Raw genomic sequence first — 23757 nt, 5'->3', positions numbered from 1 at the left:
CACTGTGCAGGCGGGCGGCTGCAGAATCGCATCAGCCCCGCGCACGATCTCCTGTAGGAATGTGACGTGTCGCGATCCGCGGCACGCCGATACACTGCGCCGGATGCATTGCCTGCACCGCCTGCGGCTTCTCGCCTTGTCCTGCCTGGGCCTACTGTGCGCTGCCGCGCCTTCGCAGGCGCAGGACGCGGCCATGAAGATCGGCTCCAAGCGCTTCACCGAGTCCTACATCCTGGCCGAGGTCATGGCGCAGACCGCCGCGCCTCACCTGCCCGCGCCGCCGCAGCTGCGGCAAGGCCTGGGCAACACCGCGATCGTCTACGAAGCCCTGCGCGCGGGCAGCATCGACCTCTACGCCGAGTACACCGGCACGGTGGCGCTGGAGATTCTCAAGAACCCGCAGCCGATGACGCGCGAGGCCCTGAACGCCGCGCTGGCGCCGCTCGGCCTGGGCATCGCGATCCCGCTGGGCTTCAACGACGGCTACGCGCTCGCCATGCGCGCGGCCGACGCCGAGCGGCTCGGCTTCAAGACCCTGAGCGACCTGGCGCGCCATCCCGAGCTGCGGCTGGGCCTGTCGAACGAGTTCATCGGCCGCGCCGACGGCTGGCAGGGCCTGGCCGCGCGCTACGGCTTCGCGCAGAAGCCCACCGGGCTCGACCATGGCCTGGCCTACGACGCGATCGCGGCGAAGCAGATCGACGTGATCGACATCTACACCACCGACGCCAAGATCGATCACCTCGGCCTGCGCGTGCTGGCGGACGACCGCGCCTACTTCCCGCGCTACGACGCCGTGGTGCTGTACCGGCTCGACGTGCCCAAGCGCTGGCCGGCGGCCTGGGCCGCGCTGCAGAAGCTCGAGGGCCGCATCGACGAGCGCGCGATGATCGCGATGAACGCGCGCGCCGAGCTGCAGAGCGTGGCCTTCGACGTGATCGCGCGCGATTTTCTGGCGCAGGGCGAAACGGGCGCGAAGGCCGGCGCGGCGGGCAGCGAGGGCGCGCGCGGCTACGTCGCCAAGCTCTTCGGCCCCGACCTCGGCCGGCTCACGCGCCAGCACCTGCTGCTGGTGGCGATCTCGGTCGGGCTGGCGATCCTGGTCGCCGTGCCGCTGGGCATCCTCGTGTTTCCGCATCTGCGGCTGCGGGCCGTGGTGCTCGGCCTGACGGGGCTGCTGCAGACGGTGCCCTCGCTGGCACTGCTGGCGCTGCTGATCTCGCTGATCGGCGCCATCGGCACCCTGCCGGCGCTGATCGCGCTCACGCTCTACTCGCTGCTGCCCATCATGCGCAACACCGTGACCGGCCTGGCCGAAGTGCCGGCCGGGCTGCGGCAGGCGGGCACGGCGCTGGGCATGACGGGCGGGCAGAGCCTGCGCCTGGTGCAGCTGCCCCTGGCGCTGCCGACCCTGCTGGCAGGCGTGCGCACGGCGACCACCATCGCGATCGGGACGGCGACCATCGCGGCCTTCATCGGCGCGGGAGGATTCGGGGAACGGATCGTGACGGGGCTGGCGCTCAACGACCGCGGGCTGCTGGTCGCGGGCGCGGTGCCGGCGGCCGTGCTGGCCTTGCTGAGCGAGGGGCTGTTCGAGGCGATCGAGTGCTGGCTCCGGCGCGGCCGGGCCGCTTGACTCCCTCCCCGTCGGGGGAGGGAGCAAAGACCTCAGGCCAGCGTATAGGCCGTCTTCACCACCGTGAAGAACTCCTGCGCATACCGCCCCTGCTCGCGCGGCCCGTAGCTGGAGCCTTTGCGCCCGCCGAAGGGCACGTGGTAGTCCACCCCGGCCGTCGGCAGGTTCACCATCACCATCCCGGCCTGGCTGTGGCGCTTGAAGTGCGTCGCGTACTTCAGGCTCGTCGTGGCGATGCCGGCCGACAGCCCGAACTCGGTGTCGTTGGCCGTGGCCAGCGCCTCCTCGTAGTTCTTCACCCGGATCACGCTGGCCACCGGCCCGAAGATCTCTTCCTTGTTGATGCGCATGCTCGCCACCGACTCGCTGAACAGCGCCGGCGACATGTAGAAGCCCTCGGTCGCCAGCTTCAGCCGATCGCCGCCCGCGGCCAGCGTGGCGCCCTCGCCCTGGCCGATCTCGATGTAGTCCAGGTCCTGGCGCAGCTGGCTCTCGCTGGAGACCGGGCCGATGTCCGTGCCCTGCGCCAGCGCATCGCCGACCTTGATCTTGGCCATGCGCGCCTTCATCGCCTCGATGAACTTCGGGTAGATGCCCTCGGTCACGATCAGCCGGCTCGACGCCGTGCAGCGCTGGCCGGTGGAATAGAAGGCGCTCTGCACGCTCAGCTCCACCGCCTGGTTCAGGTCGGCGTCGTCCAGCACCACCTGCGGGTTCTTGCCGCCCATCTCCAGCTGCACCTTCTTGCCCTTGGTCGCGCACGCCACGGCGATGCCGCGGCCCACGCCGACCGAGCCGGTGAAGCTGATGGCATGGATGCCGGGGTGGTCGACCAGCGCATTGCCGATCACGCTGCCGCGGCCCATCACCAGGTTGAAGACGCCCGCCGGGATGCCCGAGCGGCTGATGATCTCGGCCAGCGCCCAGGCGCAGCCGGGCACCAGGTCGGCCGGCTTCAAGACCACGCAGTTGCCGAAGGCCAGCGCCGGGGCGATCTTCCAGGCGGGGATGGCGATGGGGAAGTTCCACGGCGTGATCAGCCCCACCACGCCCACCGGCTCGCGCGTGATCTCCACGCCGATGCCCGGGCGCACCGAGGGCAGGACCTCGCCCGACAGGCGCAGGCACTCGCCGGCGAAGAACTTGAAGATGTGGCCGGCGCGCGTGGCCTCGCCGATGCCCTCGGCGCGGGTCTTGCCCTCCTCGCGCGCCAGCAGCGTGCCCAGCTCTTCCTTGCGCGCGAGGATCTCGTTGCCGATCTTGTCCAGCGCATCGCTGCGCGCCTGCACGCTGCCGGTGGACCAGCCCGGGAACGCCGCGGTGGCGGCCGCCACGGCCTCGTCGACCTGCACGGCATCGCCCTGGGCGTAGTGGCCGAGCACGTCTTCCAGGTTGCTGGGGTTGGTGTTGGGGCTGTAGCTGGCGCCCGCGCGCCATTCGCCGTTGATCAGGTTGTCGAAGTTCTGCATGGCAGTGTCCTTGGGGTCGGTCGAAAAAAGCACGGGGCCGCCTGGGCGGCCCCGCACGCTGTCAAACAAGAATAGGCCGGGCGCTGCGCCTTCGCCGGTCGCCTGCTCGGCCGCTCGCGATGGCCTACTGCGGCCCGAGCTTGTCGATCAGCGCCGCCAGTGCATCGTACTCGTCGGCCTTGAGCTCGGTCAGCGGCGTGCGCACCGGGCCCGCGTCGTGCCCCACGATGCGTGCGCCGGCCTTCACGATGCTCACGGCGTAGCCCTGGCCCTTGTTGCGGATCTCCAGGTAGGGCATGAAGAAGTCCTTGAGCAGGCGGTGCTGCGTGGCCATGTCGTCGGCCGCCACCGCCTTGTAGAAGTCCATCGCGGTCTTCGGAATGAAGTTGAAGACAGCCGAGGAGTACACCGGCGTGCCCAGCGCCTTGTAGGCCGCCGCGTAGACCTCGGCCGTGGGCAGGCCGCCGAGGTAGGCGAAGCGGTCGCCCATGCGCAGGTAGATCGAGCTCATCAGCTCGATGTCGCCGATGCCGTCCTTGAAGCCCACCAGGTTGGGGCAGCGCTCGGCCAGTTTCGCCAGCGTGTCGGGGTAGAGCCGGCTCTGGCCGCGGTTGTAGACGATGACGCCGAACTTCACGCTCTTGCACACCGCCTCCACGTGCGCGGCCAGGCCTTCCTGGCCGGCCTCGGTCAGGTAGTGCGGCAGCAGCAGGATGCCGTGCGCGCCGGCCTTCTCGGCCGCCTGGGCGCACTGGATCGCGAAGCGCGTCGGGCCGCCTGCGCCGGCGATGATCGGCACCTTGCCGCGGCAGGTCTGCACCGCGGTCTCGATGATCTCCGGGTACTCGTCGGCGGTCAGCGAGAAGAACTCGCCGGTGCCGCCGGCCGCGAACAGCGCGCTCGCGCCGTAGGGTGCCAGCCATTCGAGGCGCCGGATATAGCCTTTCTTGTCGAAGTTGCCCTGCGCGTCGAAGTCGGTCAGCGGAAAGGACAACAGGCCGGCGCCCATGATGGATTTGAGTTCCTGGGGATTCATCGAGAAAAGATCCTGAAGAGAAGGGAAAAAGACGCAAGCGGGCTGCAGGCGGGCAGGCCGCGTTCAGTCCAGCTTGATTTGTGCCGCATCGACCACCTTGGCCCAGCGCGCGCGTTCCTTGTTGAAGAACTGCTCCTGCTCGGCCGGCGTCATGGTCACGACCTCGGCGCCCTGCCCGGCCAGGCGCGAACGGATGTCGGTCGAGCGGATGATGGAGACCAGCTCCTTGTTGAGGCGCTGGATCACCGCCTCGGGCGTGCCGCGCGGCGCCAGCATGCCCTGCCAGGTGCCGGATTCGAAGCCGGCCACGCCCTGCTCGGCGATGGTGGGCACGTCGCCGATCAGCGGCATGCGGGTGGACTTGGAGACGCCCAGCACCTTGAGCTTGCCGCTCTGCACATGCGGCAGCGTCGCGAGCATGCCGTTCATCAGGACCTGGGTCTGGCCGCCCACCGTGTCCTGGATGGCCTGCACGCCGCCCTTGTAGGGCACGTACTGCCAGCGCGCGCCGCTGGCACGCTCCAGTGCCACGCCGGCCAGGTGCGGCGCGCTGCCGGTGGCGGTGACGGCGAAGTTCAGGTCGGACTTCTTCGACAGCGCGATCAGTTCCTTCAGGTTGGCCGCCTGGACCGAGGGATGCACCACCAGCAGGTGCGGAGAGTAGGCCAGCATGGTCACGCCGCGCAGGTCCTTCGACGGATCGAAGGCGAGCTTGGTATAGACGGACGGGCTGATCGCCAGCGCGCCGACGTCGCACAAGAGCAGCGTGTAGCCGTCGCCCGACGCCTTGGCCACGAGGTCCGCGCCGAGATTGCCGTTGGCGCCCGCACGGTTCTCCACGATCACCGATTGCTTGAGCGCCTCGGACAGCGGCTGGCTGATGGCACGGGCAATGATGTCGGACGAGCCGCCCGGCGGGTAGGGCACCACGATGCGCAAGGGCTTCGAAGGCCAGGCGTCAGCGGCCGAGGCGTGGCCGGCCAGCAGGCTCGCGCCGACGGCGCCGAGCATGAGATCGCGTCGATTCAGGGTCATGTCATGGGTCTCCTGGAGATGAAGGAAAGGAGTGAGCCGTTGGGCCACTCGAAGATCGGGTCGAAATTCTCAGTTATCAGTCATCGTACAACTAGGACGACACGTTGTCCAGCCTTGCGCACCGAAGCGCTCAGGTCGGGGTGCCGCCGCCGGGCGCGGGTGCCTGCGCCTCGCGCTGGGCCGCTTCCTGCGCCAGGCGCAGGCGCTCGCGGCTGTTGGTCAGGTGGATGCGCATGGCCGCGCGGGCCGATTCCGGATCCTGCCGCGCGATGGCGGCGTAGATCTCCTCGTGCTCGCGGTTGACGCGGCTCAGGTACTCGCCGCGCCGGTCGTGGGTGCGGATGGCGCTGATGCGCGTGCGCGGGATGATGGTGGTGCCCAGGTGGCTCATGATGTCCGCGAAGTACGGATTGCCGGTGGCCTGGGCGATCTGCAGATGGAAGCGGAAATCGGGCGCCACCGTGTCCCCCGCCTCTTGCACGTTGCGCTGGAAATCGTCGAGCGCCTCGCGCATCGCGAGCAGCTGCTCCTCGTTGCGCCGGGTGGCGGCCAGGCCGGCGGACTCGGTCTCCAGGCTGATGCGAAGCTCGAGCACGGCCAGCACGTCGACCGTGGTCGCGATGTCGGAGCCCTCCAGCCGGAACATGCCCGCCGCGCGGGGCTGCAGCACGAAGGTGCCGATGCCGTGGTGCGTCTCCACCAGCCCGCCGGCCTGCAGCTTCGACAGCGCCTCGCGCACCACGGTGCGGCTGACGCCGTAGGCCTGCATGATGGCCGACTCGGTGGGCAGCTTGTCGCCCGGCCGCAGCTGCTGGCTGCGGATCTTCTCCCCCAGGTCGTCGACCAGGCCGTGCGCCAGGCCGCGGCCGCGACGCCGCGCGCCGCCGCCCAAGGCGGCGGGCTCGGCGGCTGAGGTTGACCCCGTTGACAGGTTCGACATGCGGTGATGATAATCACCCGAGCGTTGTACGACAACCGATAACTTACGACTTCCAGAGACAAGAGACGATGAGCGCCCCCTCCTCCACCCCGCCCCGCCTGAACCGCCTGCTGCTCACCGGAGCCGCCGGGGGCCTGGGCAAGGTGCTGCGCGAGCGGCTTCGCCCCTTTGCCGAGACGCTGCGCGTGTCCGACATCGCCGCGCTGCCGCCCGCCACGGGCCCGCACGAGGAAGTGATGCCCTGCGACCTGGCCGACAAGGCCGCGGTCGATGCGCTGGTCGCCGGCTGCGACGCGATCGTGCACTTGGGCGGCGTGTCGGTGGAGCGCCCGTTCGAGGAAATCCTCGAAGCCAACATCAAGGGCATCTTCCATCTGTACGAAGCTGCGCGCCGCCACGGCGTGAAGCGCGTGGTCTTCGCGAGCTCCAACCATGTGATCGGCTTCTACAAGCAGAGCGAGACGATCGACGCCCGCGCAGCGCGCCGGCCCGACGGCTACTACGGCCTTTCGAAGTCCTTCGGCGAGGACATGGCCCAGTTCTACTTCGACCGCTGGGGCATCGAGACGGTGAGCATCCGCATCGGCTCCTCCTTTCCCGAGCCGGCCAACCGCCGGATGATGAGCACCTGGCTGAGCTACCGCGACCTCACCTCGCTGGTCGAGAAGTCGCTCTTCACCGCCGACGTCAAGCACACGGTTGTCTACGGCGTGTCGGCCAATCGCGATGTCTGGTGGGACAACCACGCGGCCGCGCACTTGGGCTACCAGCCGCAGGACAGCTCGGAGATCTTCCGCGCCAAGGTGGAGGCCCAGCCGCCCGTGGCCGCCGACGATCCCAACGCCATCTACCAGGGCGGCGCCTTCACCGCCCAAGGCCCCTTCGGCGACTGAGATGTCCACGCAGGCCGAGCTCGTGGTCGATGCCCGCTGCGGCACCGGCGAAAGCCCTGTCTGGTCGGCGGCCGAGCAGGCGCTCTACTGGGTCGACATCCCGGGGCGCGCCCTGCACCGCTGGGACCAGGACGGGCACCGCCATTGGACCGGCGAGGAGATGCTCGCCTGCATCGCGCCGCGCGCCGATGCGCCGGGCCGGTGGATCGCCGGCATGGAAAGCGGCCTGTTCTCGATCGCGCCGCAGGACGACGGCACGCTCGCCGCCACGCCCCTTGCGCAGGTGACGCACGCCCGCCCCGGCATGCGCTTCAACGATGGCCGCTGCGACCGCCAGGGCCGCTTCTGGGCCGGCACCATGCTGATGGACATGGGGGCCGGCGCACGCGTGGGCCGGCTCTACCGGCATGACGGCAACGGTCGATCGCCCTCGCTGCAGCTCGAGGACCTGATCGTCCCCAATGGCCTGGCCTTCAGCCCCGACGGGCGCACGATGTACCTCTCGGATTCGCACCCGAGCGTGCAGGCGATCTGGGCCTTCGACTACGACACCGCCACCGGCACCCCGACGAATCGCCGCCTGTTCGCCGACATGAATCCCCTGCCCGGCCGCCCCGACGGCGCCGCGGTCGACGCCGACGGCTGCTACTGGATCTGCGGCAACGACGCCGGCCTGGTGCACCGCTTCACGCCCCAAGGCAAGCTCGACCGCTCGCTCGCAGTGCCGGTGAAGAAGCCCGCCATGTGCACCTTCGGCGGCCCGAAGCTCGACACCCTCTTCGTGACCTCGATCCGGCCCGGGGGCGATCTCTCCGACCAGCCGCTGGCCGGCGGCGTGTTCGCCCTGCGCCCGGGCACCCAGGGCATCGCGGAGCCCGCCTTCGGCAGCTGACGACGCCCGAGTTTTCATTTCTACAAACCACCACCGACAGAGGAAGACAAATGAAGTTCAACCGCACCCTGATCGCCCTGGCCGCCGGCGCCCTGGGGCTCGCCGCGCAGGCCGTCGAGTTCCGCTCGGCCGACGTGCACAACAGCGACGACTACCCGACCGTGGCCGCGGTCAAGCACATGAGCGAGCTGCTCGAAAAGCGCAGCAACGGCAAGTACAAGATCAAGGTCTTCAACAAGGGCGCCTTGGGCACCGAGAAGGAAACCATCGACCAGGTGAAGATCGGCGCGCTCGAGATGACCCGCGTCAACATCAGCCCGCTGAACTCGCTGTGCGCCAAGACGCTGGTGCCCACCATGCCCTTCCTGTTCGACTCGATCGCGCACATGCGCAAGTCGCTCGACGGCCCGGCCGGCGAGGAGATTCTCAAGAGCTGCGAGCCCGAGGGCCTGGTCGGCCTCGCCTTCTACGACAGCGGCGCGCGCTCTATCTACGCCAAGAAGCCGGTGAAGACCCTGGCCGACGCCAAGGGCATGAAGATCCGCGTGCAGCAGTCGGACCTGTGGGTGTCGCTGATCAACGCCATGGGCGCCAACGCCACGCCGGTGCCGATCGGCGAGGTCTACACCGGCTTGAAGACCGGGCTGATCGACGCCGCGGAAAACAACATCCCCTCCTATGACGGCTTCAAGCACTACGAGGCCGTGAAGTTCTACTCGCGCACCGAGCATTCGATGGCGCCCGAGATGCTGGTGATGTCCAAGGCCGTCTACGACAAGCTGCCCAAGGCCGACCAGGACATGTTCCGCGCCGCGGCCAAGGAGTCGGTCACCTTCCAGCGCAAGAAGTGGGACGAGCAGGAAGCCAAGTCGCTCGAGGTCGTCACCAAGGGCGGGGCCACCATCGTGAGCGACGTCGACAAGGCCTCGTTCCGCGCCGCGATGGCGCCGGTGTACGCCAAGTTCATCTCCACGCCGGACCTGCAGCGGCTGGTCAAGGCCATTCAGGACAACAAGTGAGCGCTGGGGTCATCGAAGCCGGGGCGCAGCGTCCGCCCTCCCGCCACCTGTACTCGCGGGTGTGCGCGGTGCTGTCCAAGGTCAGCCTGATGCTGGCGGTGGTGCTGCTGATCGCGATCATCGCCTGCGTGCAGTACCAGGTGGTCGGGCGCTATCTGCTCAACGACACGCCGGTCTGGGCCGAGGGGCTGGCGCTGCAGCTGGTGCTGTACGTCACCGCGCTGGGCGTGGCGGTGGGCGTGCGCGATGCGGGCCACATCGGCCTGGATTCTCTGGTCGCCCTGCTGCCGGAGTCGCTGCGCCTGAAGATCGAGATCCTCATCCATGCGCTGGTGGCGCTGTTCGGCGCCATCATGGTGTCCAGCGGCTGGCTCTGGACCCGGCTCAAGTGGAGCGACATGAAGCCCATGCTGGGCATCCCGGTGGGCGCGGACTACCTGGCGCTGGTGATCGCGGGCGCCTTGATCGTGCTGTTTTCGGTTGAGCACATCGTGGCATTGCTGCGTGACGAAGAGGTGGTGCCGGCATGGAATTGACGCAGAGTCGCCTCAAGGCAATTCGCGCCTCCTCGGGGGGCAGCGAGCAAAGCGAGCGTGGGGGCCTATGGAGCTGACTGTTCTGACGCTGAGTTTTCTCGCGTTGCTGGTGATCGGCGTGCCGGTCGCGTTCTCGATCGGCCTCGCCTCGGTCGCCACCGTGATGTACGCCGGCCTGCCGGTCGCGGTGGTGTTCCAGAAGATGGTCGGCGGAATGCAGATCTTCTCCTTCCTGGCCATCCCCTTCTTCGTCTTCGCCGGCGAGCTGATGCTGTACGGCGGCATCGCCCAGCGCATCGTGCGCTTCGCCAACAGCCTGATCGGCCATGTGCGCGGCGGTCTCGGCATGAGCAACGTGGTCGGCTGCACGCTGTTCGGCGGCGTGGCGGGCTCGCCGGTGGCCGACGTCTCGGCCATGGGCTCGGTGATGATCCCGCTGATGAAGCGCGAGGGCTACGACGCGGACTACGCGGTCAACGTCACCACCCACGCGGCGCTGGTCGGCGCGCTGATGCCGACCTCGCACAACCTCATCATCTTCACGCTGGCCACCACCGGCATCGCCTCGGTCAGCGTGCTGAGCCTGATCCTGGCGGGCCTGGTGCCGGCGCTGCTCCTGACGCTGTGCAACCTGGCGGCGGCCTATTACGTGGCCATCAAGCGCGGCTACCCGATCCGCGGCGCCTTCCCCGGCTGGGGCGAGGTGCTCGCGGCCTTCGTCGGGGCGCTGCCGGGGCTGCTGATCGTGGCGATCATCCTGGTCGGCATCCTGTCGGGGGTGTTCACCGCCACCGAGTCCGCGGCCACCGCCGTGCTGTGGGCGCTCGGCGTCACGGTGCTGGTGTACCGCTCGCTGAGCTGGAAGGACTTCCTGAAGGCCTGCGCCAAGGCCTGCAAGACCACCGGCGTGGTGCTGCTGCTGATCGGCATCTCCTCGGCCTTCGGCTACTTCATGGCGCTGTACGAGGTGCCGCAGAAGACCGGCGAGCTGATGACCTCGTTCTCGAGCAGCCCCTGGGTCATCTTCCTGATGATCAACGTGCTGCTGTTCGTGCTGGGCACCTTCCTGGACATGGCCGCCACGATCCTGATCTGCACGCCGATCTTCCTGCCCATCGCGATGCAGTTCGGCATGAGCCCGGTGCAGTTCGGCATCGTGATGCTGATCAACTGCGCGCTGGGCCTGAACACGCCGCCGGTGGGCACCACGCAGTTCATCGGCTGCGCGATCGGAGGGGTTTCGGTCGGGCAGGTGATGCGATCGATCTGGCCTTTCTACGGGGCGCTGCTGGTGTGCCTGATGCTCGTGACCTACGTGCCGGGCTTCTCGCTGTGGCTGCCCGACCTCTTCTCCGCACCCAAATGAGCGCACCCCTCTTCATCACCATGCACGCGCGCGACAACGTCGCGATCGTGGCCAACGAGGGCGGCCTGCCCGCGGGCACCGTCTTCCCCTCCGGCCTGGTCCTGGTCGAAAAGGTGCCGCAGGCGCACAAGGTCGCGCTGGCCGACATCCCGCAGGGCGGCGAAGTGCTGCGCTACGGGGTGGTGATCGGCCGGGCCGCGAAGCCCATCGCGGCCGGCAGCTGGGTGCACGAGCGGCTGCTGGAAATGCCCGCCGCGCGCTCGCTCGAAGGGCTGCCCATCGCCACCGCGAAGCCCGCGGCGCCGCAGCCGCTGGAGGGCTACACCTTCGAGGGCTACCGCAATGCCGACGGCTCGGTGGGCACGCGCAACATCCTGGCCATCACCCAGACGGTGCAGTGCGTGGCCGGCGTCACCGATTTCGCGGTCCAGCGCATCAAGGCGGAGCTGCTGCCCAAGTACCCGAACGTGGACGACGTGGTGGCGCTGGAGCACGGCTACGGCTGTGGGGTGGCCATCGATGCACCCGATGCGATCATCCCCATCCGCACCCTGCGCAACATCAGCCTCAATCCCAACTTCGGCGGCGAAGTGATGGTGGTGAGCCTGGGCTGCGAGAAGCTGCAGCCCGAGCGGCTGATGCCGCCCGGCACCATCCCGCTGGTCGACGAGCGCAACGTGGCCGACATCGGCGAGAGCGCCGATGCCAGGCTCGACGTGGTCTGCCTGCAGGACGAGGCCCACGTCGGCTTCATGTCGATGGTCGATTCGATCCTGCGCCAGGCCGAGGAGCACCTGGAGCGCCTGAACGCCCGCCGGCGCGAGACCGTGCCCGCCAGCGAGCTGGTGGTCGGCGTGCAGTGCGGCGGCAGCGATGCGTTTTCCGGCGTCACCGCCAACCCCGCCGTGGGCTTTTGCACCGACCTGCTGGTGCGCGCCGGCGCCACCGTGATGTTCTCCGAGGTGACCGAGGTGCGCGACGGCATCGACCAGCTCACCGCACGCGCCGCCACGCCCGAGGTGGCCGAGGCCATGATCCGCGAGATGGCCTGGTACGACGCCTACCTGGACAAGGGCCGCGTCGACCGCAGCGCCAACACCACGCCCGGCAACAAGAAGGGCGGGCTGTCCAACATCGTCGAGAAGGCGATGGGCTCGATCGTGAAGTCGGGCTCGGCGCCGATCTCCGGCGTGGTCCCGCCCGGCGAGAAGGCGCGGCAGCGCGGCCTGCTCTACGCGGCGACGCCCGCTTCCGACTTCATCTGCGGCACCCTGCAGCTGGCCGCCGGCATCAACCTGCATGTCTTCACCACCGGCCGCGGCACGCCCTACGGCCTGGCCGAGGTGCCGGTGATCAAGGTGGCCACGCGCAGCGAGCTGGCGCGCCGCTGGCACGACCTGATGGACATCAACGCCGGGCGCATCGCCGACGGCGAGGCCAGCATCGAGGACATCGGCTGGGAGATGTTCCGGCTGATGCTCGACGTGGCCAGCGGCCGCAAGAAGACCTGGTCCGAGCACTGGAAGCTGCACAACGCGCTGGTGCTCTTCAACCCCGCACCCGTTACCTGACAAGGAGATCGCATGGAAGACCTCAAAGGCAAGACCGCCCTCGTCACCGGCGCCAGCACCGGAATCGGTGCCGCCGTCGCGCGGGCCTACGCAGCGCGCGGCGTGCGCGTGGCCGTTCACTACAACCGCTCGGCGGGGCCGGCGAACGAGGTGGTCGCAGCCATCGCCGCCGCCGGCGGCGAGGCCTTTGCGCTGCAGGGCGATGTGCGCGACGCCGAAGCCATCCGGCGCGTGGTGCGCGAGACCATCGCACGCTGGGGCGCCATCGACATCCTCGTCAACAACGCAGGCAGCCTGGTCAAGCGCGTGCCGATCGCCGAATTCGACGATGCGCTGTTCGACGACGTGCTGCACATCAATGCGCGCTCGGTGCTCGCCTTCTGCCGCGAAGTGGTGCCGCTCATGCGCACGCAGGGGCGCGGCGGCAGCATCATCAACGTCTCGTCGGTCGCGGCGCGCCACGGCGGCGGGCCCGGTGCCTATCTCTATGCCGGCGCCAAAGGCTTCGTCAGCACCGCGACGCGCGGCCTCGCCAAGGAGCTCGCGCCCGACCGCATCCGCGTCAACGCGGTGGCGCCGGGCGTGATCCAGACGCCCTTTCACGACCAGTTCTCGACGCCGCAGATGCTCGAGTCGTTCCGGGCCACGATCCCCATGGCCCGCATCGGCGAGCCCGACGACTGCGTGGGCGCCTTCCTCTATCTCGCATCGGAACAGCTGTCGAGCTACGTGACGGGCCAGATCCTCGAGGTGAACGGCGGCCAGTACATGCCTTGACGCCACCGACCCCCAAGAAAGAAAAGAACATGCATCCGACCTCCGCCTTGCGCGTGCTGCGCCGCCTCGCGCTCCTTGCCGTTCCGGGATTCGCCATGATGGGCGGCAGCGTCTCGGCCGCCACCTGGGTGTACGTGTCCAACGCGGACAGCCAGGAGATCTCCGTGCTCGAGCTGGACCGCAGCCAGGGCACGCTGAAGCCCGTGGAATCGGTGAACGTCGGCGGCCAGGTGATGCCGATGGCGGTGAGCCCCGACAAGCGCTTCCTGTACGCCGCGCTTCGCTCGCAGCCCTTCCGCGTCGCGAGCTTCGCGATCGACGGCGCCAGCGGCAGGCTGAAGAAGCTGGGGGAGGCGCCGCTGGCCGACAGCATGGCCAACATCGATACCGACGCCACCGGGCGCTGGCTGTTCGCGGCTTCCTACCCGGGGCACAAGATCACGGTCAACAGCATCGACCCGAAGACCGGCAGCGTCGGCCCGATCCAGCAGTTGCTCCCCACCGCACCCAACGCGCACGCGATCCATGCCGATGCCGCCAATCGCTTCGTGCTGGCGACCAGCCTGGGCGGCGACAACGTCTCGAGCTGGCGCTTCGATGCCCAGACCGGGCTCTTGTCGCCCAACGACCCGGCGCTGACCACCGGCGCCGCAAAGTCGGGCCCGCGCCACTTCGTCTGGGACAAGGCGCAGCGCAACGTGTACCTGCTGGACGAGCTCGACGCCGCGCTGCACGTGTATGCCTGGGACGCCGCCCGCGGCACGCTGCAGCTTCAGCAGAGCACCACCGTCCTGCCCGCGGGCTTTGCCGGCAAGCCCTGGGCCGCCGATCTTCACCTCACGCCCGATGGGCGCTACCTCTATGCCTCGGAGCGCACGTCCAGCACCCTGTCGGGCTTCAAGGTGGATGCCGCCACCGGCCGCCTGCAGCCGCTGGGCCAGACGCCGACCGAGAAGACGCCGCGCGGTTTCGCCATCGACCCGAGCGGCCGCTTCCTGGTTGCCGTCGGCCAGGAGTCCCACAGCGCCTCGGTGCACCCGATCGACGCCGCAACCGGTGCGCTGGGCGCTCCCCAGCGGACGCCGCTCGGCAAGAACCCGAACTGGGTCGAGATCGTCGACCTGCCGTGAACGCGCAGGCACCCCGCTGCAGCTCGCTCTTCGCTCTTATTAATTAGATGACCTCAAGGAGACCCTCATGCAACGCCGCACCCTGATCCGCACCGCGCTCGCCTCGCTTGCCGCCGGCCTGCCCACCCTGCCCGCCTTCGCCCAAGGCAACTGGCCGACCGGCAAGGCCATCACCTACCTCGTGCCCTTTCCGGCCGGCGGCACCACCGACGTGCTGGCCCGCCTGATCGGCCAGAAGCTCGGGCCGGCGCTGGGCACCAGCGTGATCATCGACAACAAGGGCGGCGCCGGCGGCAGCGTGGGCTCGGAGATCGCGTCCCGCGCCGCGCCGGACGGCTACACGATGCTGGGCGGCACCATCAGCTCGCACGCCATCAACGTCAGCCTCTACCCGAAGATCGGCTACGACCCGCAGAAGTCCTTCGCCCCGGTGACGCTGATCGGCACCAACCCGGTGGTGCTGGTGGTGAACCAGGCCAGCCCCTACAAGACGCTGAAGGACGTGCTGGAGGCGAGCAAGGCCAAGGCGGGCGGGCTCTCCTCCGCCTCGGCCGGCACCGGCACCTCGCAGCACCTGACGCTGGAACTGCTGGCCTACAAGTCGGGCGTGAAATTCACCCACGTGCCCTACAAGGGCAGCGGCCCGGCGATCCAGGACGTGATCGGCGGCCAGGTCGACATGATGTTCGACACCACCGTGGTCGCCGGCCCGCATATCCAGAGCGGCAAGCTGCGCGCCATCGCCGTGAGCTCGGCCAAGCGCCTGCCCTCCATGCCCGACGTGCCGACGGTGGCCGAATCGGGCCTGCCGGCCCTGAAGGACTTCGAAGTCCTGTCCTGGCAGGCGATCTTCGTGCCGGCCGGCACCCCGGCGCCGATCATCGACCGGCTGCACACCGAGATCGGCAAGATCCTGGCCCAGCCGGAGATGCAGGAAAAGCTCAAGGGCTTCGGCATGCAGCCGGCCGACATGACCACCGCACAGGTCGCGGCCTTCCAGAAGGCCGAGGTCGAGAAATGGGCGCAGGTGATCAAGGCGGCGAACATCAAGCCGGAGTAGGCGTCGTCCCGCAGGCGACAGGCGGGGCGGTCGATAGAATCGCCTTCCTTTTCCGGGAGCTCCCTCCTTGTCCGACCGTTTCGCCGTCCTGCCGCAGTACCTGTTTCCCAAGCAGGCGCTGACCAATTTCGCCGGCTGGGTCGCGGGCAAGGAGCGCGGCGCGCTCACCACCTGGATCATCCGGCGCTTCGTCGCCAAGTACGGCGTCGACATGGGCGAGGCGCTGGACAGCGACATCGCGAGCTACCCCAGCTTCAACGAGTTCTTCACCCGCGCGCTGAAGCCCGGCGCGCGGCCGATCGCACAGGCCGACCTGGTCTGCCCGGTGGACGGCGCGATCAGCCAGTTCGGTGCCATCGAGGGCGACCAGCTCATCCAGGCCAAGGGCCACCGCTACAGCACCGCCGCGCTGGTGGGCGGCGACGCGGCGCTGGCCGCGCAGTTCCAGCACGGCAGCTTCGCCACGCTGTACCTGAGCCCCAAGGACTACCACCGCATCCACATGCCCTGCGACGGCCGCCTGCTGCGCATGATCCATGTGCCGGGCGAGCTGTTCTCGGTGAACCCGGTCACGGCGCGCGGCGTGCCCGGCCTGTTCGCCCGCAACGAGCGCGTGGTCTGCGTCTTCGAATCGGCGCGCGGGCCCTTCGTGCTGGCGCTGGTCGGCGCCACGATCGTGGGCAGCATGGCCACGGTGTGGCACGGCGTGGTCAACCCGCCGCGCAGCGGGGAGCTGCGCGAATGGCACTACGCCGACCAGCAGGTCGTGCTCCGCCAAGGCGAGGAAATGGGCCGCTTCCTGCTGGGCTCCACGGTGGTGATGCTGTTTCCCAAGCCGCCGCTGGAATTCAACCCGGCCTGGACGCCCGGTGGTGCGGTCCGGCTCGGCGAAGCGATGGCGCGCTACCCGGGCGCCTGAAGGTCCCGCTTTCGCAGCCCGCAGCCGGCCTGATCGGCCAGCTATGAAACTTGTAGCACCTCGTCATCTGGGCTATAGTCCCCGGCCCGGTCCGGTGGACGGGGTTTCAACAAGAACATGCAGCGGCGCCTCGCCGCAGCCGCCGTCGTCCAGAGGAGATGTCCCTCATGAGCCACCGGGCCCTTCCCAAGGCGAATACCGCAGCGCGCAGCGCGCAGCGCGGAGGTTACTGAATGAGCAGCAAGGAAAACGCGGCCGTCAGCCAACTGCTCGCGTTGCTCGAAGCCCGCTATGCGCTGCGCGTTCTCTGGGCGCTGCGCGACGGCCACGCCCAGACCTTCCGCCTCCTGCAGGACAGCGTCGGCAACATCACGCCCAACACCCTCAACACCCGCATCAAGGAACTGCGCGAGGCCGGCATCGTGAGCCACGGCAGCGAAGGCTACAGCCTGACGCCCAGCGGCCAAGACCTGCTCAAGCGCCTCTCCGACCTGCAGGCTTTCGCGGTCAAGTGGCAGCTGAACCAGGTCAGGAAGAACACGCCGGTGCCGGTCAAGCCCGTCGCGCCGCCGCCGCCGGAGCCACCCCTGGCGCCTCGTTAAACTGCAAGGCTTTCCTTCCACTTCCCCAAGGACCGCCATGCCCACCACTCCCTCCGGCCTCCAGTTCGAAGACAGCGTCGTCGGCGACGGCGCCGAAGCCAAAGCAGGCCAGCACGTGCACGTGCACTACACCGGCTGGCTCTACAACGACGGCGTGCAAGGCGCCAAGTTCGATTCCAGCCGCGACCGCAACGACCCGTTCGCCTTCTCGCTGGGCGCCGGCCAGGTGATCAAGGGCTGGGACGAAGGCGTCGCCGGCATGAAGATCGGCGGCAAGCGCACCCTGATCATTCCGCCCGCCCTGGGCTACGGCGCGCGCGGCGCCGGCGGGGTGATCCCGCCGAACGCCACCCTGAAGTTCGACGTCGAGCTGCTCGACGCCCACTGAGCGGTCCGCGCGGCCCGTGCCGCCCCCCAAAATGCGCCTCCCGAGGCGCATTTTTTTCTTGAAATCTGCGCCGCTGGCCCCAGTTGGCCCCCGTTCGTTCCTTTTTCTTGAGTTCCCGGCGAGGCCGCCGGCTTTTTGAGCATGACAGACCCGCAAAACCATCAACCGAATCCCGAAACCCTGCAAGGCGAAGCGAGCCCGGAGGAGTTGGAGGCCGCGCAAGCCGCCAACGAGGCGGACGCGCTGGCGGCCACCGGCGCCGAGATCGCCGAGCTCAAGGCCAGGAACGCCGAATTGGCCGACCAGTTCCTGCGGGCGCAGGCCGACGTGCAGAACGCGCGCCGCCGCGCCGACGAGGAAATCACCAAGGGCCGCAAGTTCGCCATCGAATCCTTTGCCGAGAGCCTGGTGCCGGTGCTCGACAGCCTCGAGGCCGGCCTGGCCCACAAGGACGCGACCCCCGAGCAGATCCGCGAAGGCGCCGAAGCCACGCTGCGCCAGCTCAAGAGCGCGCTGGAGCGCAACAAGGTGATCGAGATCGCGCCGGCCGCCGGCAGCAAGTTCGATCCGCACCAGCACCAGGCGATCTCCGTGGTGCCGGCCGAGGGCCAGGAGCCCAACACCATCGTCGGCGTGCTGCAGAAGGGCTACACCATTGCCGAGCGCGTGCTGCGCCCCGCGCTGGTGACCGTCACGCCGGCCAACTGAGCCACCCACACGAAACCCACAGGAAATCCCCGCTCCTTCCCTTGAATCGAGACGGGTTATCCACAAGTTCACAACAACATCTTTTTCGCGTTCAGGAGTAAACAACATGGGCAAAATCATCGGCATCGACCTCGGCACCACGAACTCGTGCGTGTCGATCATGGAAGGCAACACCACCCGGGTGATCGAGAACTCGGAAGGCGCGCGCACCACGCCCTCGATCGTTGCTTACCAGGAAGACGGCGAAGTTCTCGTCGGCGCCTCGGCCAAGCGCCAGGCGGTCACCAACCCCAAGAACACCATCTACGCGGTCAAGCGCCTGATCGGCCGCAAGTTCGAGGAGAAGGAAGTCCAGAAGGACATCGACCTGATGCCCTACAGCATCACCAAGGCCGACAACGGCGACGCCTGGGTCGAAGTGCGCGGCAAGAAGCTGGCGCCCCCGCAGGTCAGCGCCGAAATCCTGCGCAAGATGAAGAAGACCGCCGAAGACTATCTCGGCGAAGCCGTGACCGAGGCCGTGATCACCGTGCCGGCCTACTTCAACGACAGCCAGCGCCAGGCCACCAAGGACGCCGGCCGCATCGCCGGCCTGGACGTCAAGCGCATCATCAACGAGCCGACCGCGGCCGCACTGGCCTTCGGCCTGGACAAGCAGGATCGCGCCGATCGCAAGATCGCGGTCTATGACCTCGGCGGCGGCACCTTCGACATCTCGATCATCGAGATCGCCGACGTCGACGGCGAGAAGCAGTTCGAGGTGCTTTCGACCAACGGCGACACCTTCCTCGGCGGCGAGGACTTCGACCAGCGCGTGATCGACTACATCATTGCCGAGTTCAAGAAGGACCAGGGCGTGGACCTGAGCAAGGACGTGCTCGCCCTGCAGCGCCTGAAGGAAGCGGCCGAGAAAGCCAAGATCGAGCTGTCGAACAGCGCGCAGACCGACGTCAACCTGCCCTACATCACGGCCGACGCCTCGGGCCCCAAGCACCTGAACATCAAGCTCACCCGCGCCAAGCTGGAATCGCTGGTCGACGAGCTGATCGAGCGCACCATTGCGCCCTGCCGCACCGCCATCAAGGACGCCGGCGTGTCGGTCAACGACATCCATGACGTGATCCTGGTCGGCGGCATGACCCGCATGCCCAAGGTGCAGGAAAAGGTGAAGGAGTTCTTCGGCCGCGAACCGCGCAAGGACGTCAACCCCGACGAGGCCGTGGCCGTGGGCGCCGCGATCCAGGGCCAGGTGCTCTCGGGCGACCGCAAGGACGTGCTGCTGCTCGACGTGACCCCGCTGTCTCTCGGCATCGAGACGATGGGCGGCGTGATGACCAAGATGATCACGAAGAACACGACGATCCCGACCAAGTTCGCGCAGACCTTCTCGACTGCCGAAGACAACCAGCCGGCCGTGACCATCAAGGTGTTCCAGGGCGAGCGCGAAGTGGCCGCGGGCAACAAGCTGCTTGGCGAGTTCAACCTCGAGGGCATCCCGCCGGCCGCGCGCGGCACGCCGCAGATCGAGGTGAGCTTCGACATCGACGCCAACGGCATCCTGCACGTCGGTGCCAAGGACAAGGGCACCGGCAAGGAAAACAAGATCACCATCAAGGCGAACTCGGGCCTGTCGGAGGACGAGATCCAGAAGATGGTGAAGGACGCCGAGCTCAACGCGGCCGAGGACAAGAAGAAGGTCGAGCTGGCCCAGGCCCGCAACCAGGGCGAGGCGATGGCGCACAGCGTGAAGAAGTCGCTGGCCGAGCACGGCGCGAGCCTGGAAGCCGGCGAGAAGGAAAAGATCGAGGCCGCCATCAAGGAGCTGGAAGAGGTCCTGAAGGGCGAGGACAAGGCGGCGATCGAGGGCAAGACCAACACGCTGATGACGGCCAGCCAGAAGCTCGGCGAGAAGATGTACGCCGACGCCCAGGCCGCGGCCGGCTCCGCCGGAGCGGCAGGCGGCGGGGCGGCGGCGGGTGCCGGCCCGGAAGCTGCCGGCAGCGGGCAGGCCGACGACAACGTGGTCGACGCCGAGGTCAAGGAAGTGAAGAAGGGTTGATCTCCAAACCCTGATGCAAGGCTGGATCTCCTGACGAGGCGGTCCGGCCTTTTTCCGTTCTCGACCACCCGCTACCTTGACCATGGCCACCAAACGCGACTACTACGAAACCCTCGGCGTTCCCAAGAACGCGAGCGAGGACGAAATCAAGAAGGCTTATCGCAAGCTGGCGATGAAGCACCACCCCGACCGCAACCATGGCGACAGCAAGGATGCCGAGACCAAGTTCAAGGAGGTCAAGGAAGCCTACGAGATGCTGTCGGACCCGCAGAAGCGGGCCGCCTACGACCAGTACGGCCACGCGGGGGTGGACCCGAACATGCGCGGCGGCCCCGGACCCGAGGGCTTCGGCGGCTTCGCGGAGGCCTTCGGCGACATCTTCGGCGACGTGTTCGGCGCCCGCACCGGCCGCGGCGGCGGCCGCCAGGTGTTCCGCGGCAGCGACCTGAGCTACGCGATGGAAGTCACGCTCGAGGAGGCGGCCGACGGCAAGGAAGCGCAAATCCGCATTCCCAGCTGGGACGACTGCGGCAGCTGCAAGGGCACGGGCGCCAAGCCGGGCACCAAGCCGATCACCTGCACCACCTGCCATGGCAATGGCGTCGTGCAGATGCGACAGGGCTTCTTCAGCGTGCAGCAGACCTGCCCGACCTGCCACGGCACCGGCAAGATCATTCCGGAGCCCTGCACCACCTGCCATGGCCAGGGCAAGATCAAGAACCACAAGACGCTGGAGGTCAAGATCCCGGCCGGCATCGACGACGGCATGCGCATCCGCAGCACCGGCAACGGCGAGCCCGGCACCAACGGCGGGCCGCCCGGCGACCTCTACATCGAGATCCGGCTCAAGAAGCACGAGTTGTTCGAGCGCGACGGCGACGACCTGCACTGCGTGGTGCCGGTCAGCATCACCACGGCCGCGCTGGGCGGCGAGATCAGCGTGCCGACGCTCAAGGGCCCGGCCGCCATCGACATTCCGGACGGCACCCAGAGCGGCAAGCAGTTCCGGCTGCGCGGCAAGGGCATCAAGGGCGTGCGCTCGACCTACCCAGGCGACCTGTACTGCCACATCCGCGTGGAGACGCCGGTCAAGCTGACCGAGCACCAGCGCAAGCTGATGAAGGAACTGGACGAGTCGCTCAGGAAGGGCGGCAACAAGCACAGCCCCACGGACAAGGGCTGGTTCGACAAGGCCAAAGAGTTCTTCAGCTGAGCTGGCTCGCCGACGGCCGGGGGAGGCTGTCGCGACCACGCGACGCCCTGCTTGTTGTCGGACAGGCAGCCGATGGGTATCAATGGGTCTCCCCGGCCGTGGCCCGCGGCTGCTTGCTGCATTGCCGCAAAAGCCGCCTGCGCAACGAGGACGGAAGCTCCGGCTCCGTCTTTTTTTTTGCGCACCGCCCGCAGGTCCCGCATTTACGTCATGCGCGGAATAGTCTTTGCATATTGCCTGCTGACGCGCGGACGCGAATCGATGATGATGTCCTACATCGCATTCCTGGTGACCAGTGATGGGCGTGCTGATCCCCTTGGCAGGCTTGGCTCGATTTACACGCGTTTGTGCCGATGGCTCCCGCGCTCGCGTCGGAACTTTTAGACAGACGGTTCGTTCTTATTTGAAAACCAATTTGCTCGACGCGTTGTTTGTTCTATGCTTTGAGCCAAGTTACTGCTCGAGGAGTTTTTCCTAAGCGTGCTCAACTCACCTGGCACCATTCCTGCGAACGATGCGACGTGTGCAGCACGGAAACTCCGGGCAGCGCCCCGCTGACTCGATGGAGGTGTTTATGGATGTCATCAGTAACTTCGCCGCCCGTTACGAGCGGACTCGCGAAGAGGTCCTCTCCCTGCAGGAGTACCTCGAGATCTGCAAACGGGAGCCCGCGGCCTACGCGACCGCGGCTGAGCGAATGCTCAAGGCCATCGGGGAGCCGGAGCTCGTCGACACGCGCAACGACCCGCGCCTGTCGCGCATCTTCGCCAACAAGGTCATCAAGATCTACCCGGCCTTCCGCGAGTTCTACGGCATGGAGGACTCCATCGAGCAGGTGGTCTCCTACTTCCGGCACGCGGCCCAAGGCCTGGAAGAGCGCAAGCAGATCCTCTACCTGCTCGGCCCCGTCGGCGGCGGCAAGAGCTCGATCGCCGAGCGGCTGAAGCAGCTGATGGAGCAGGTGCCCTTCTATTCCATCAAGGGATCGCCGGTCAACGAGTCGCCGCTCGGCCTCTTCAACGCGACCGAAGACGGCGAGATCCTCGAGAAGGAGTACGGCATCCCGCTGCGCTACCTGAACCGCATCCTGTCGCCCTGGGCCGTCAAGCGGCTCGAAGAGTACGGCGGCGACATCCGCCAGTTCCAGGTCGTCAAGCGCTACCCCTCGGTGCTGCGCCAGATCGCGGTGGCCAAGACCGAGCCCGGCGACGAGAACAACCAGGACATTTCCTCGCTGGTCGGCAAGATCGACATCCGCAAGCTCGAGACCTATGCCCAGGACGACCCGGACGCCTACGCCTACTCCGGCGGCCTGTGCCTGGCCAACCAGGGCCTGCTGGAGTTCGTCGAGATGTTCAAGGCGCCGATCAAGGTGCTGCATCCGCTGCTGACGGCCACGCAGGAAGGCAACTTCAAGGGGACCGAAGGCTTCGGCGCCATCCCCTTCGACGGCATCGTGCTTGCGCACAGCAACGAGAGCGAGTGGAAGGCCTTCCGCAACAACAAGAACAACGAGGCCTTCCTCGACCGGATCTACATCGTCAAGGTGCCCTACTGCCTGCGCGTCTCGGAAGAGATCAAGATCTACGAGAAGCTGGTGCGCAACTCCTCGCTCTCGCTGGCGCCCTGTGCGCCGGGCACGCTGCGCATGATGGCCCAGTTCTCGGTGCTGACCCGGCTGAAGGAGCCGGAGAACTCCAGCATCTTCAGCAAGATGCAGGTCTACGACGGCGACAACCTCAAGGACACCGACCCCAAGGCCAAGTCGATCCAGGAGTACCGCGACTACGCGGGCGTCGACGAGGGCATGAGCGGCGTGTCCACGCGCTTCGCCTTCAAGATCATCTCCAAGGTCTTCAACTTCGACAGCGGCGAGGTCGCCGCCAACCCGGTACACCTGATGTACGTGCTCGAGCAGCAGATCGAGCGCGAGCAGTTCGCGCCCGAGACGGAGCAGAAGTACCTGTCCTACATCAAGGAGCTGATGGCGCCGCGCTACGCGGAGTTCATCGGCAAGGAGATCCAGACCGCCTACCTCGAGAGCTACTCCGAGTACGGCCAGAACATCTTCGACCGCTACGTGACCTATGCCGACTACTGGATCCAGGACCAGGAGTACCGCGACCAGGACACCGGCGAGGTGTTCGACCGCGGCTCGCTGAACGCCGAGCTCGAGAAGATCGAGAAGCCCGCGGGCATCAGCAACCCCAAGGACTTCCGCAACGAGATCGTGAACTTCGTGCTGCGTGCGCGTGCCGGCAATGCGGGCAAGAATCCGCTGTGGACCAGTTACGAGAAGCTGCGCACGGTGATCGAGAAGAAGATGTTCTCGAACACCGAGGAGCTGCTGCCCGTCATCAGCTTCAACGCCAAGAGCAGCGCAGACGAGATGAAGAAGCACGAGGATTTCGTCAACCGCATGGTGCAGAAGGGCTACACGGCCAAGCAGGTTCGCCTGCTGTGCGAGTGGTACCTGCGCGTGCGCAAGAGCTCATGACGAGCTGACAA

21 protein-coding genes are annotated in these 23757 nt (G+C 67.6%); 17 read left to right on the top strand and 4 right to left on the bottom strand.

Annotated features, from left to right (window positions below; translation table 11 throughout):
• Nucleotides 1–103 precede the first annotated feature (103 nt).
• Nucleotides 104–1636, top strand: a complete 1533-nt coding sequence (locus tag AC3A6Y_RS25880; RefSeq protein ID WP_487871096.1) for an ABC transporter permease/substrate-binding protein — start codon at nt 104–106, stop codon at nt 1634–1636.
• A 32-nt stretch (nt 1637–1668) separates the two neighbouring features.
• On the opposite strand, the gene AC3A6Y_RS25875 is transcribed toward AC3A6Y_RS25880, so the two are convergent.
• From AC3A6Y_RS25875 to AC3A6Y_RS25860, 4 genes are all read right to left on the bottom strand, one after another.
• Nucleotides 1669–3105 carry an aldehyde dehydrogenase family protein gene (locus AC3A6Y_RS25875; RefSeq protein WP_487871095.1) on the bottom strand — a complete coding sequence of 479 codons (1437 nt, stop codon included), beginning with the start codon at nt 3103–3105 and terminating at the stop codon, nt 1669–1671.
• 124 nt (nt 3106–3229) lie between these two features.
• On the bottom strand, nt 3230–4141 hold the full coding sequence (gene kdgD, locus AC3A6Y_RS25870; protein WP_487871094.1) for a 5-dehydro-4-deoxyglucarate dehydratase: 912 nt from the start codon (nt 4139–4141) through the stop codon (nt 3230–3232).
• A gap of 63 nt (nt 4142–4204) precedes the next feature.
• Complete coding sequence (locus AC3A6Y_RS25865; protein ID WP_487871093.1) at nt 4205–5176, bottom strand: Bug family tripartite tricarboxylate transporter substrate binding protein; 972 nt, start codon at nt 5174–5176, stop codon at nt 4205–4207.
• Nucleotides 5177–5306: 130 nt separating this feature from the next.
• Nucleotides 5307–6116 carry a FadR/GntR family transcriptional regulator gene (locus AC3A6Y_RS25860; protein WP_487871092.1) on the bottom strand — a complete coding sequence of 270 codons (810 nt, stop codon included), beginning with the start codon at nt 6114–6116 and terminating at the stop codon, nt 5307–5309.
• Nucleotides 6117–6184: 68 nt separating this feature from the next.
• On the opposite strand from AC3A6Y_RS25860, the gene AC3A6Y_RS25855 reads away from it, so the two are divergent.
• From AC3A6Y_RS25855 to AC3A6Y_RS25780, 16 genes are all read left to right on the top strand, one after another.
• Complete coding sequence (locus AC3A6Y_RS25855; protein ID WP_487871091.1) at nt 6185–7009, top strand: NAD-dependent epimerase/dehydratase family protein; 825 nt, start codon at nt 6185–6187, stop codon at nt 7007–7009.
• A gap of 1 nt (nt 7010) precedes the next feature.
• Nucleotides 7011–7901, top strand: coding sequence for a glucurono-1,5-lactonase (locus AC3A6Y_RS25850; protein ID WP_487871090.1), 891 nt, complete (start codon nt 7011–7013; stop codon nt 7899–7901).
• 50 nt (nt 7902–7951) lie between these two features.
• On the top strand, nt 7952–8920 hold the full coding sequence (locus AC3A6Y_RS25845; RefSeq protein ID WP_487871089.1) for a TRAP transporter substrate-binding protein: 969 nt from the start codon (nt 7952–7954) through the stop codon (nt 8918–8920).
• Between the two features lie 47 nt (nt 8921–8967).
• Complete coding sequence (locus AC3A6Y_RS25840) at nt 8968–9456, top strand: TRAP transporter small permease (protein ID WP_487871191.1); 489 nt, start codon at nt 8968–8970, stop codon at nt 9454–9456.
• 67 nt (nt 9457–9523) lie between these two features.
• The gene (locus tag AC3A6Y_RS25835) at nt 9524–10822 is read left to right on the top strand and encodes a TRAP transporter large permease (protein WP_487871088.1); all 1299 of its coding nucleotides are present in this window, start codon (nt 9524–9526) and stop codon (nt 10820–10822) included.
• The gene (gene garD, locus AC3A6Y_RS25830) at nt 10819–12393 is read left to right on the top strand and encodes a galactarate dehydratase (RefSeq protein WP_487871087.1); all 1575 of its coding nucleotides are present in this window, start codon (nt 10819–10821) and stop codon (nt 12391–12393) included. Before AC3A6Y_RS25835 ends, garD begins: the two co-directional genes overlap by 4 nt.
• A gap of 12 nt (nt 12394–12405) precedes the next feature.
• Nucleotides 12406–13170 (top strand): SDR family NAD(P)-dependent oxidoreductase, encoded by a 765-nt coding sequence (locus AC3A6Y_RS25825; protein WP_487871086.1) that lies wholly within the window; start codon nt 12406–12408, stop codon nt 13168–13170.
• Nucleotides 13171–13199: 29 nt separating this feature from the next.
• The gene (locus tag AC3A6Y_RS25820) at nt 13200–14300 is read left to right on the top strand and encodes a lactonase family protein (protein WP_487871085.1); all 1101 of its coding nucleotides are present in this window, start codon (nt 13200–13202) and stop codon (nt 14298–14300) included.
• A gap of 67 nt (nt 14301–14367) precedes the next feature.
• Entirely contained in the window at nt 14368–15360 is a 993-nt protein-coding gene (locus AC3A6Y_RS25815) for a Bug family tripartite tricarboxylate transporter substrate binding protein (protein WP_487871084.1), read from the top strand.
• A gap of 67 nt (nt 15361–15427) precedes the next feature.
• Nucleotides 15428–16279 (top strand): archaetidylserine decarboxylase, encoded by an 852-nt coding sequence (gene asd, locus AC3A6Y_RS25810; RefSeq protein ID WP_487871083.1) that lies wholly within the window; start codon nt 15428–15430, stop codon nt 16277–16279.
• Between the two features lie 233 nt (nt 16280–16512).
• Complete coding sequence (locus tag AC3A6Y_RS25805) at nt 16513–16881, top strand: winged helix-turn-helix transcriptional regulator (protein WP_487871082.1); 369 nt, start codon at nt 16513–16515, stop codon at nt 16879–16881.
• A gap of 37 nt (nt 16882–16918) precedes the next feature.
• On the top strand, nt 16919–17269 hold the full coding sequence (locus AC3A6Y_RS25800; protein ID WP_487871081.1) for an FKBP-type peptidyl-prolyl cis-trans isomerase: 351 nt from the start codon (nt 16919–16921) through the stop codon (nt 17267–17269).
• Between the two features lie 141 nt (nt 17270–17410).
• Complete coding sequence (gene grpE, locus AC3A6Y_RS25795; RefSeq protein WP_487871080.1) at nt 17411–17977, top strand: nucleotide exchange factor GrpE; 567 nt, start codon at nt 17411–17413, stop codon at nt 17975–17977.
• A gap of 106 nt (nt 17978–18083) precedes the next feature.
• On the top strand, nt 18084–20036 hold the full coding sequence (gene dnaK / locus AC3A6Y_RS25790; RefSeq protein ID WP_487871079.1) for a molecular chaperone DnaK: 1953 nt from the start codon (nt 18084–18086) through the stop codon (nt 20034–20036).
• A gap of 82 nt (nt 20037–20118) precedes the next feature.
• Nucleotides 20119–21249, top strand: a complete 1131-nt coding sequence (dnaJ, locus tag AC3A6Y_RS25785) for a molecular chaperone DnaJ (protein ID WP_487871078.1) — start codon at nt 20119–20121, stop codon at nt 21247–21249.
• Nucleotides 21250–21823: 574 nt separating this feature from the next.
• Nucleotides 21824–23746 (top strand): PrkA family serine protein kinase, encoded by a 1923-nt coding sequence (locus tag AC3A6Y_RS25780; RefSeq protein WP_487871077.1) that lies wholly within the window; start codon nt 21824–21826, stop codon nt 23744–23746.
• Nucleotides 23747–23757: the final 11 nt, after the last annotated feature.

This window comes from Variovorax sp. Soil_C_17 (assembly GCF_057657265.1).
The sequence above is the reverse complement of the archived record's forward strand: the minus strand, read 5'-3'. Positions and strand labels throughout refer to the sequence as shown.